Below are 11,293 nucleotides of genomic sequence, written 5' to 3' on the forward strand. Positions count from 1 at the left end.
ATAACCGCGCATTATAGAGGATGGCATCAGGGTGTAGCCACCTCCCCGCTTGAGCAAGTCATCAATCGCAAAGGTTTTTCGTGCTTTATCATCACGTCTTCGGCAGTCTGTCGAGTTTTATATCCATCGGCACCCGGAACACCATCCCATGAAGCCTTTCCCCGCTCTACCTGCTACCTCTTTTATGCTATGAAAGCGGTTACCATGCAAAGTACACAAGCGCCGCGCGCTCAGGCGCACTGGCTCTGGCTTGCCCCTTTGGTATTGCTGGTAGCGCTGCTCGCCGGTACGGCGATTGGTGAAACCTCGATTCCTGTGGATACAATTCTTAAAGTATTGGCCAATCATCTGCTGGGCGCTAACTACGCGGTTGATCGCATTGACGCGGGTATTATCTGGAACTACCGCTTAAGCCGCGCCATTATGGCTGCGTGCTGCGGCACCGCGCTGGCCCTGGCGGGTGTAGTGCTCCAGGCGTTACTGCGCAATCCCCTGGCCGACCCGTACTTGATGGGTATATCGGCAGGCGCCTCGACCGGTGCCGTGGCCGTCACGGTGGCGGGGCTTGGCGCGGGTGCTTTAACGCTATCCGCGGGGGCATTTGCCGGTGCTGGCCTCGCGTTTGGTTTGGTGGTACTGCTTGCCCATGCAGCCAGTAGCGGTACCGGCGGCGGGCGTAGCACTCAGGCGGCCGGGGCCATTATTCTAGCGGGCATCGCAGGCTCTCAACTGTTTAACGCGCTCACCGCCTTCATCATTACCAAGTCGGCCAGTGCCGAACAAGCCCGCGGCATCATGTTTTGGCTTTTGGGCAACCTTTCTGGGGTGCGCTGGAGCGATGTGGCAATCGCCTTTCCTGCCGCCCTGGGCGGCTTGTTGATTTGCCTTTGGCACCGCCGCGCGCTGGATGCCTTTACCTTCGGCGCCGACAGCGCGGCGTCCATGGGTATCGCCGTTCGCCCAACGCGGGGGCTTTTAATTATTGCGGTAGCGCTGGTGACAGCCATTATGGTGTCGATGGTCGGCGCTATTGGCTTTGTGGGCTTGGTAATTCCCCATGCCATGCGTTTTATCGTGGGTACCCAACATACGCGTTTGGTGCCCGCTTCGGCACTTGCTGGCGCCGTGTTTTTGATTGGCTCAGATATTCTTTCGCGCATTCTGGTGCCCGGCCAGGTACTGCCGATTGGGGTGATTACCTCGTTGATTGGCGCGCCGGCCTTTGCGTTGATTCTTGTGCGCGGCACGAGGAACCGATGAAATTAACTGCACAACAGCTGGGCTGGAGCGTACATGGGCGCACGCTGTTAGAAGACGTTTGTCTTGATGTAGCGCCCGGCCAGACCTTCGGCCTGATTGGCCCGAACGGCTCCGGTAAAACTACGCTATTACGCCTGTTGGCAGGTTTGAACAAACCTAAAAAGGGCCACGTTCGTATCGACGGCCAGCCCATCGCAAAAATGCGCCAGCGACATATCGCCCAATCAGTCGCGCTGGTTGAACAGCAGGCGGAGACTACCGACAGGATTCACGTGCGCCAAGTCGTGGCATTGGGCAGAACGCCGTTCCTTTCGGCGCTTCGCCCTTGGTCAGCTCAGGATGACGCCATTGTGGATCAGGCGCTGAATGATGTGGATATGGCGCACATGGCGGACCGCCTCTGGCATACCCTTTCCGGCGGCGAGCGCCAGCGCGTGCATATTGCCCGGGCACTTGCCCAGCAACCCAAAATCCTGCTGTTGGACGAGCCCACCAACCACCTGGATATTCGTCATCAGCTGTCGATTCTTGAGCTGGTCAGGCAGCTGCCCATCACCGTGGTAATTTCCCTGCACGACCTTAACCAGGCCATGGAGTGCGACCGCATTGGCGTGATGGACGGTGGACGCCTGATCGCCAGCGGCCAGCCACATGACGTGCTAACCGCCCAGTGCTTACAAGAGACGTTCGGCGTGTATGCCCATGTGCTAGATGATCCAGTTGATGGCAAGCGGTTCATGCGTTTTAGAAGCGCGGTTTAAACGCTTTTCGGCGGTGTAACGCTTTCTTTGCTAAGGTGTGGGTCCTTGTAACGAACTCTTACAATAAACAGGAACTCCACATGCGTATTTTGTTTACCGGTGGTAGCGGCAAGGCTGGCCGTCATGCGACCGCGTATTTGCGCGACCAGGGTCACAGCATCACCAATCTGGACTGGGTAGCGTCCGATGTGCCGGGCATCACCACGCTGAAGGTAGATCTGACCGACGCGGGCCAAGTGTTCAATGCGTGCCAAGCTTACGCCACTTTTGATGAGCTGGAGCCGGGCACTGGAATGCCACGCTACGACGCCATCGTTCACTTTGCCGCTATCCCCGCCATTCTGCACCGCCCGGATAACGAAACCTACCGTATCAACACGCTAAGCACCTACCATATTCTGGATGCTGCCACCCGGCTGGGCATCCCCAAGATAATCTTTGCCTCCAGCGAAACCACCTACGGCATCTGCTTTGCCGATGGCGAGAAGCTGCCAGACTACCTGCCTATCGATGAAGAACACCCCACTGTGCCGCAAGACAGCTACGCCATGAGCAAGGTAGTCAACGAAGTAACCGCGCGATCGTTTCAAGCGCGCTCAGGCATCGACATTTACGCCCTGCGTATCAATAACGTGATCGAGCCTCATGAATACCGCCAGAACTTCCCAGCGTATATGGATAACCCGGCGCTGCGCCGACGCAACATCTTCGCCTATATCGATGCCCGCGACCTGGGGCAGATGGTCGACTGCTGTCTGAAAACGGATGGTTTGGGTTACGAGGTGTTTAACGTCGCCAATGAGGATCTATCGGTAGGGCTTACCAATGCCCAGGTGATTGAGCGCTTCTATCCTGGCGTACCTGTACAGCACGCAATGGGAGAATATGAGACGTTCTACAGTATCGACAAAGCGCGGCGCCTGGTGGGTTTCGAACCGCGTCACTCTTGGCGAGCTGAGCTGGAGTAGTAAATCAACACGTCTTACTTTCTTGTCTTACTTTCTTATCTCACTATCTCGCCTCACTATCTCAGAAAAGGATTCCCTGTAAGATTCCTGATCAGTGCATGAGGACTACGCGCTTGGCAATATGCCTCGTGCGTAGTGCTGCTGACTGCACCTCCGGGGCCATCTATCTTGCTATCTATTTTGCTATCGTAAGAACCGCCACACCACGCTGTGTTCAGATCCCATGCTCCATAGCAGCACAACGATCGCAAGCAGCACTTCTAATACCAGCACGCCGATGCATAGCGTCGCGGTTGACATGATAAAGCCACGCTTATGGCTGATACCCAGGAAACTGGGCGTTCCCTTGTAGAGCAGGTAAGCGCTGTAAAGTAGGCCAATCACTATGCCCAACATGCAAAACCAGAAAACCGGATAAAGCGCAAAAACACCGCTCAGAAACATCGGCGTGGCAATGTATCCCGCGAAAATAATACAGTCGCGGCGGCTAGGACGGCTCTCCAGCTTGCGGGCTAGCCAGTAAATCACATTGCCGACCAAACCAACGGCCACTAACATCAGCGCATAGAACGCAACACCTAGCGCCAGGCCATTGGTAATAGAGACCTTATAGGTATCGATACCGCCATAGGTCCAACCCAGACGGGTTGTGCCGATTAGCGCACAGACCACAGGTATAGCCGCCAGAATAAGCACATGATGGGCATAGAGATGGCTGACGGACTCATGCTCGTCGCTGATTTTATGCCACTCTACGTCAGGATGATGGAGGAGCCCCCAAACATGGTGGATCATAACGACCTCCCGCTAATGCAATGGCATTGTTATTGGGATCAGCTGTTGGGATCGGGTGTTAAAATCAGGTGATGATCAGTCGGATCGACAATCAAAGCTCAGGCCCATATTTAGTGTAGATCACAAGGCCTATTTATGGCGCATAATGGCCACTGTTCAATAAAGATATTTACCTTCACCACTATTCCCCCTCACGCGATTAGCGACAGCGTTGATATGCTTTATATCGGCACAAATACCGGCGCACCATTGACCTCAACGACCGTGAGCCGCTGACGGTAGAGCGCTTCGAGCGTACCGGCGGTTAGCAGCCTTTCGCGAGGGCCCCACTTGGCCTCCCCATTAGGGTACAGAAGCAGTATCTGGTCGCACCAGCGGGCGGCTAAATTAAGATCATGCAGGCACATCACCACACTTTTGCCGCTTGCCGCCTGCTCGGCCATTAACGCCATGACGGCACTTTGGTGATGAAGGTCCAAGTGATTGGTCGGCTCATCGGCAAGCCAGATAGCGGGAGCTTGAGTAAGAACCGTGGCCAGAGCAACGCGCTGGCGCTCGCCCCCGGAAAGCGTATTAACCAGTCGCTCGCGTAAGGGAGCGATATCTAGCCGGGCCAACGCCTGAGCTGCAAGCGCGTAGTCAGCGTTACTTTCCCGCTGCCAGGCGGAAAGAAACGGATGGCGGCCAATCAGCGCCGTTTCCATCACCGTAGCCGGAAAGCTATCCATTCGCTCCTGAAACACGACCCCTAACGTTTGCGCGACCTGGCGGCGACGTAGGCTGGCAAGCGGTGCTTCGTCAAGGTGAACGCTCCCGGAGCGTGGCGCGCGCAGCCCAGCCAGACTATGCAGTAAGGTAGTTTTACCCGCCCCGTTAGGGCCTAGCACACCCCACACCTGCCCTGGTTGAATGGTCAAATTCAGCGGTGTGCCGCCTGGGCGGTTAGGCACATCGATCACCAACTGCTGAGTGGTCAATATGCTCATTAGCGGCTCCGGTGGAGCAGAAATAAAAACGTGGGCACGCCCAAAAGCGCGGTAATCACCCCAACCGGCAGCTGTTCAGGGGCAATCATGGTACGCGCCAAGGTATCGGCCAACACCAGCAACGTACCGCCTGCCAGCGCGCAGGCGGGTAGAATAAGCCGCTGGTCGTTACCTAATAGCAAACGCAGCATATGCGGCACCACGAGCCCCACAAACCCAATGCTGCCTGCGGTGGTGACCGCCGCTGCCGTCAGCAGGCTGGCAAGAACATAAATCCCCCACTCCAGCGGGCGTACGTTAACGCCCAGCGCGGCGGCCTGGGGTGCGCCACGGGCCAGCACGTTGAGACTTCGCCCCAAAGGCACCAGCAGCAGACATACTGTCAGCAGCAGTAAAAGTGGCGGCCAAGGAGTGCGTGCATAGGAAAGATCGCCCATCAGCCAATACAGCATGCCCGGCAGACGCTCGGCAGGGCTCATCGCCAGCATCAACGTAATCACAGCCCCCCAACCTGAAGCGACTACCACCCCGGTTAACAGCAACCTTGCAGGGCTCCAGCCGCCACGGCCATGCGCTAAACCAAATACCAATAACGTTGAAAACAGCGCGCCTATAAATGCCGCCCCCGATACCAGGAAACCGCCCAGACCCACCAGCATGGCTGCCAGCGCGCCAATAGAGGCTCCGCCGGAAAGCCCCAGCACGTAAGGGTCGGCCAAAGGGTTGCGCAGCAGTACTTGCATCAGCGCCCCGGCTACCGCCAGCAAGCCGCCGACTGCAAACGCAGAAAGCGCCCGGGGCAAACGCAACTCCCACACCAGCGTACTGGCTAAAAGCTCGCCCTGCCCCTGGGCAACTGCCCACAGTTGAGCAACTGAGAGGGAGGCGCTGCCGATACTCACGGCAAACAGCAAAGCGATTAGCGCGGCAAGGACAAGCACTCCCAAGGGCGCACTTAGGCTGCCTTGCGCTACTTTCCTCATTACCGCGCCCCACGCATTCGGCGAACGCTATCCAGCTGGTCACACAGAATTTTGGCACCTTGTACCATGCGCGGCGTCGGGCGCTGAATAAGCGAAGGCGGTACAAAGAACAGATGGTTATTGACCACCGCCGTAAGGTACGGATACTGCTCCCAGTGGGCTAGCCAGTGGCGGTTTTCTTCACCCATTCCACCGGCCACGATAGCTTCAGGATTGGCTGCCAGCACGGCCTCATCATCAAGGCGTGGAACTAAACGTGACTGTTCTCCCACCACGTTAAACCCGCCGCACAGCTGAATGACCTGGCCAATAAGATGCTGGTCATTAACGCTCATAACCGGCTCGTCCCACACCTGGTAAAACGTACTGACCGGCTCACGGTGTTCATATTGATTTTCAAGCGCTACCATCTGGCGCCGAAAACCATCAGCGACACTTTGCCCGGCGGCTTCGGTACCGGCCAACCGCGCGATGCGCTCAATCGTGCTGGCCACGCCCTCAATTGTGCGGGGCTCAATATAAAAGACCGATAGGCCTAACGCTTCCAGCGTTTCCAACTGCTCGGCTGGATTGCCCGTGACCCAGCCAACGACCAGGTCAGGGGCAAGGCTTACCAGCGCCTCAAGATCAATACGGGTATGGCTGCCCACTGAGGCAACCTGCTTTGCCTCGGGCGGATAATCGCTAAAGGAGACCACCGCCACCACCTGTTCACCCGCACCGGCGGCGTAGGTAAGCTCAGTGGCGCCAGGCGACAGCGTGGCGATGCGCCGGGCAGGATTGTACAGGCAGACTTCGCGGTCGCGATCATCCACCACGCAGCGCGCATGGTGATTCGCTTGCGCCATACCCACAGGCATTACTAGCACGAGGGCCAGCGCCGTTCGCGCCAATTTATGCACTTTATTGACCAAAATGAACACTCAGAAAACCTGCCCGTCCCGCATTTAAATAGTCCGCGCCGTCAAAGGAGCGTGTGGTCACGTAATCCTGGCCCATAACGTTCTCTAATGTAAGGCGAGCACTCCACAATGGAGCAAACTGCCAGCCGGCGCGCAGATTGACCAGCCCATAACCACTTAGCCGATCCTGGTTTTGTGCATCACGATAGCGGTGGTTTTGGGCGACCCACGAACCGCCCAGCGACCACTTACCTAATTCGCGGTCGATATCCAGACGTACGCTTTGCGTAGCGCGATTCTGCAGCCGATTGCCTGTTAAGCGGTTCTCAGGATCGGTGTAGGTCAACGCGGCAGCCAGTATCCAATCATTTAGCTCAACGCCACTGGCAAGCTCTGCCCCCCGAATCCGTGACGAAGGTACGTTAGACTGAACGCCCTGCCCCGCAATCAGATTATCAATATCCGTTTGATAGAGAGCGGCATCCCAAAACCACTGCGCATACTGGCCACGAACACCCACTTCAACGGTTTCAGAGGTTTCAGACTCAAGGTCCGGATTACCAAACCCCGGGTAGTAAAGCTGGTTATACGTCGGCGCGTTAAACGCCGTGCCATAGCTGGCCCGCAGGGTATGGTTGTTATCCAGCGCGTAGCCTGCTGCCAGGCTGCCGGTGACTTCATCGCCGTAGGCTTCATTATCATCAAAGCGTAAGCTGGCTTGCAGGGTTAACGGTGAAAAGTCCAGCAGCGCCTGGGTGAATACGGCTTTATTGCTGCGGCTGGTTTCATCGTATTCAATAGTACTGTCAACCTTATCCTCGCTGTATTCAGCGCCTGCGATCAGCTCGTGAGCCCCCGCGGTAACAATATTTTCCCAGCGCGCAGTGCTAATCTTGGTGTTGAATACCGAGTCGCCAAAGCTTGCATAGTCATCGCTCTCATCGCGGGACTCACTCAGCGTGAGGCGGCTGTGCCAGTTGTTCTTGATCGGCAACTCGCCATAAATACCGGCTACTTGTTGAACAAAGTCGTTTTCACCGCCATCGTATTCGTTATTACCCCGAGCGCGTAGCGCAAGGGCACCCACCTCAGCGCCATTTTCAAACGTATGCGAAACCCGCGCCAACGCAGAGGTATTGTCGTAGCCTTTATCTTCGCCATCGCGACGAACCGGCTGGCCATCGGTAGTCAAGTGGCTGCCCGCAAAGCTGTAGCGGGTACCGCCTTCGCGACCGCTGATTCCCGCGCTTACTCGCTGAGTATTGAACGAACCACCGCCTATCGAAAACCTCGGCTGCGGCCCCGCTTCGCTCGCTTGGGGCGTAAATAACTGCACTACCCCGCCAATCGCATCGGCACCGTACAGGCTACCCCGTGGTCCGCGCACGATTTCAGCGCGCTCAAACATACGCGGGTCAAGATACGACCAGGCAGCCCCGCCGCTGGTGGCTGAACGTAAACGAATACCGTCAATCAACAGCACATTTTGGCCGCTTCCAGTACCGCGAATATACACGCTGCTGTTTTTTCCAAAGCTGCCGTTAGAGCTTACATCCACCCCCGGCTGGCCACGAAACAGATCGGTAATGCTCACCGGGTCTTGGCGGCGCAGCGTGGCTTCATCCAATACGGTAACCGAGGAAAGGCTGTCATTGGCCGTACGCGGCGCCAGCGCGGCAGTAACCACTACCGGGTTAAGAGTGCTTTGCAAACCAGCTTGAGCGCTTGGCAGGTCACTCTGAGCAACGACCACGGGAGATACAACCAACGCAGCAAGCGCGGCAGAAACAGGAAGATAGTTAGGCATGAGGAGGTACCTTGCGCGCTGTGCCAACCCGCACAGCGTGGTTTTTATAATCGCCAAGCGCAGGCACCACAAGGGAATAGCAGGAAGTCACTAATCGCCTTGAGAGCGCCCACCGCGTCCTGGCATGTTCGGCTGATATAGCCCTCTCTCTCAGGCCGGTCTCCGGGCTGACAAGCGAAGCACACTGACGCTTCCAAGCACTCACCTTCCCATGCGTTTATATTGCACAGTGGTAACGAGGGCTCTTAACTTGATCACCGTTGCGGGGGCAGCGTTGGATTGGGCACCAACTTCCCGTTTCACCAGCGGCTTTGGCCGCCGACACCTGAAAGAGCGCGTAAACTAGCAAGTTGTCGTGACCCGGTCAATTTGACGGGTTCCTTACCGTACAAAACACAACATTTAAAAAACGATTGCCCTGACCGGTTGGTAGCAGATCATTTTTTCCAATCTAGCCGAAATCACTCAATACCAAGCGAAAATATAATCAATGGGTACAAATAAGGTATGCTCTGCATAGTTTAATGTTGCCCAACTGAAAATATTATTCGCCTACTTGAAACCACCAGGTTAAAAAAGCATCTTCCTCAACCAGGTCAGGCGTAGGCTGTGCTAAAAAACCGTAGCCTGCATCAATCTCTAAAGCGTTCGTTTCCAGTACTATATCTCTAATATTGCTGATACTTGAGCTTTCCTTAATACTAATCTGCTCCTCCTCTGAAGAAAATAACCCAACATGTAAACCTAACGCCGTGTACCAGAGACTGATCAATTCATGATCGTCCTGAGATTTAGCGGAAAAAATCACTTCTTTAACCATATCTACAGTATCTATCGTTTTGGGGGGCAACGCATCACTGCCTATAAGATCACCTTGTTCCACAAACTGCTGCCAAAGAGGTGAACTAGCATCAAAAAATAAATAAGGAGGCTTGATATAACCTGCCGTTGGATTGGACTGCTCGTGCCACTCTTCTTGTGGCTTTAAATTTATGAAAGAAAAATCACTGATTCCATTAAAAAACGTCTCGTGCTCCGCATAATCAGGATGCTGAGATATCTCAAACTGATACACAAACTTATGCTCCAGCAGAGTATCGATCACTCGAAAATGCGTGAAACTGGTATCCCATGACGCTTGAAATTGGTAAAGATTGTAAAACAGATCACGCAAATCCTCGCTGCTATGCTCGCCAGCTTGATCAAGACTCTGGACTGACATTTCCACTAGGTCTTCAAACTCATGCATCGACATGGCTTCTTCCTTATAGAGCGTTTGATAATACCAGCATGTTATCTTGCCTCTTTGGAATAGCCAATTGCACAACCAGGCTTCCAGAGGAAGGCTTTGCGAACATATATCTCTGAACGTGGCGTGGCCAAGTAATCGGTAAGATTTACTACTCAAGTACATTCATCAATACCACGCTACCGCAGACGCTAAGCGATTACCCCGTGGCTTACTTTCTCACTGCATCTAGTCATGTTGAATTTTCTAAATGTCTGCCTAGCTCGCCATGCACCTATCATGCGAAGTCGCATAGAACGCCCCACTCCTATTTAAATGGAAACGAAGGGTAAGGGGTTTGCCTGAACTTAATAGAATTAATGCCGAAACGTTTTTCGACATCGCCCATTTCAACAAACTTTTCACCGCGCTGGTAAGCCGCACGGAGTGCTCCGCTCAGTTCAGCAAGTGCTGGCGAGGGCTTGGCCCATTGGGATTCGGGTAAAGGCTTCGACCACTCGGCAAGCCAGTCGCGGGGCACAGCTTTGGGTAGGATATGCTTCATGCGGTATTCGGTGTACCAGTGAGCAAAGCGGGCGTGTTCCCAGAGCCGCTTACGCCGAAAGCGCCTCCACCTGGCTGGGTCGTTCGTACGCTCGCATTCAGCTTTTTCACGGGCCACATAGGCATTGTACCACTCGACGCCCCACTCTTTGGCGGAAGGGGTAATGGCCTCTTCCCCCTCTTCCATAAAGCGACGAATATACTCCCACTGGGCCAACGCTCCGGGCAGGCCACCCACGCTGACGATGATACCCGCCCCTGGCAGTGTATAGCCTGGGCGCTCCGGATCCGGCGGCAGCAGCGCAAAGTTCCAGCCAAAGCCGGTGATCGCCCCTGGACCCAGGTTAGGATTGAAGCCACACACCGCGACCACATCTTCCCAGGGCACCAACACCGTGCGCCGCTCGCGTTTGAATAGCCGACAGAGGGCGTCATAAATAGCAGGATAAACAAAGAAAAAGGCCATGGCGCCGATATGCAGTAGCGTTAAACCCACAGGGAAACTCTCCCGGGCACCGCGCAGCCATTCGCCAATTTCAATGACCCCCATTCCTCCTGGTGCCGCTGCAGCTACACCCGCCGCAGACGTTAACCACAGATTTTGAGGCGCGGGAAGCCAGAAGCGACTTGGGGGTTCTACTACAAAAGCAACTTCACGGCGCTGGCGGTTTAGGCGAATAGGAGGGATGCGTTTGAGTAATGTATTGATCCAAATAATGCCTAAAATAAATACAAATAAAAAACCGAAATACAGCCCCCCGCCCCAGAATGCTAATACCTGGCTGTAAGCCGTGTTTTTTATCATTGCCATACAAAACACCACTAAAAAAAAGCCGTTCATAAACACAGTCCCGACGCTTAACATATGTCCTGCCGTCATCATGCTGTCGGGGCTAGCCCGGATTTCTCACAGGGTATAAAAGAAAGCGGCTGAAAGTGTTAACGTTTCAGGGCCTTACACCAAAACCAACACCAACAGCCGCTTCCAAAATGGTACCTGAAAAGCTGACCTTCTCGCCACTCTCTCGCCGCCAAATTG

10 protein-coding genes and 1 riboswitch are annotated in these 11,293 nt (G+C 55.0%); of the genes, 3 read left to right on the top strand and 7 right to left on the bottom strand.

The window, feature by feature from the left end; translation table 11 throughout:
* Window positions 1-204: 204 nt before the first annotated feature.
* From INT33_RS17275 to INT33_RS17285, 3 genes are all read left to right on the top strand, one after another.
* Complete coding sequence (locus INT33_RS17275; protein WP_193092547.1) at window positions 205-1,260, top strand: FecCD family ABC transporter permease; 1,056 nt, start codon at window positions 205-207, stop codon at window positions 1,258-1,260.
* The gene (locus INT33_RS17280; RefSeq protein WP_193092548.1) at window positions 1,257-2,021 is read left to right on the top strand and encodes an ABC transporter ATP-binding protein; all 765 of its coding nucleotides are present in this window, start codon (window positions 1,257-1,259) and stop codon (window positions 2,019-2,021) included. The genes INT33_RS17275 and INT33_RS17280 overlap by 4 nt, the downstream gene beginning before the upstream one ends.
* A gap of 80 nt (window positions 2,022-2,101) precedes the next feature.
* Entirely contained in the window at window positions 2,102-2,989 is an 888-nt protein-coding gene (locus INT33_RS17285; RefSeq protein ID WP_018917395.1) for an NAD-dependent epimerase/dehydratase family protein, read from the top strand.
* A gap of 183 nt (window positions 2,990-3,172) precedes the next feature.
* Here INT33_RS17285 and INT33_RS17290 read toward each other — a convergent pair whose 3' ends face one another.
* The 7 genes from INT33_RS17290 to INT33_RS17320 all read right to left on the bottom strand — a co-directional run bounded on the left by INT33_RS17290 (window position 3,173) and on the right by INT33_RS17320 (window position 11,065).
* Window positions 3,173-3,784: a Yip1 family protein gene (locus tag INT33_RS17290; protein WP_018917396.1), complete on the bottom strand. Its 612-nt coding sequence runs from the start codon at window positions 3,782-3,784 to the stop codon at window positions 3,173-3,175.
* A gap of 221 nt (window positions 3,785-4,005) precedes the next feature.
* Entirely contained in the window at window positions 4,006-4,770 is a 765-nt protein-coding gene (locus INT33_RS17295; protein ID WP_193092549.1) for an ABC transporter ATP-binding protein, read from the bottom strand.
* The gene (locus INT33_RS17300; RefSeq protein ID WP_193092550.1) at window positions 4,770-5,753 is read right to left on the bottom strand and encodes a FecCD family ABC transporter permease; all 984 of its coding nucleotides are present in this window, start codon (window positions 5,751-5,753) and stop codon (window positions 4,770-4,772) included. The genes INT33_RS17295 and INT33_RS17300 overlap by 1 nt, the downstream gene beginning before the upstream one ends.
* Entirely contained in the window at window positions 5,753-6,613 is an 861-nt protein-coding gene (locus INT33_RS17305) for a cobalamin-binding protein (protein WP_226940255.1), read from the bottom strand. The genes INT33_RS17300 and INT33_RS17305 overlap by 1 nt, the downstream gene beginning before the upstream one ends.
* A gap of 43 nt (window positions 6,614-6,656) precedes the next feature.
* On the bottom strand, window positions 6,657-8,462 hold the full coding sequence (locus tag INT33_RS17310) for a TonB-dependent receptor domain-containing protein (RefSeq protein ID WP_193092552.1): 1,806 nt from the start codon (window positions 8,460-8,462) through the stop codon (window positions 6,657-6,659).
* Between the two features lie 136 nt (window positions 8,463-8,598).
* Window positions 8,599-8,806: riboswitch (cobalamin riboswitch) on the bottom strand.
* Window positions 8,807-9,006: 200 nt separating this feature from the next.
* Complete coding sequence (locus tag INT33_RS17315) at window positions 9,007-9,717, bottom strand: hypothetical protein (RefSeq protein ID WP_193092553.1); 711 nt, start codon at window positions 9,715-9,717, stop codon at window positions 9,007-9,009.
* A gap of 301 nt (window positions 9,718-10,018) precedes the next feature.
* On the bottom strand, window positions 10,019-11,065 hold the full coding sequence (locus tag INT33_RS17320; RefSeq protein ID WP_226940253.1) for a hypothetical protein: 1,047 nt from the start codon (window positions 11,063-11,065) through the stop codon (window positions 10,019-10,021).
* Window positions 11,066-11,293 lie beyond the last annotated feature (228 nt).

The organism is Halomonas colorata (genome assembly GCF_014897985.1).
Lineage (GTDB): Bacteria > Pseudomonadota > Gammaproteobacteria > Pseudomonadales > Halomonadaceae > Vreelandella > Vreelandella colorata.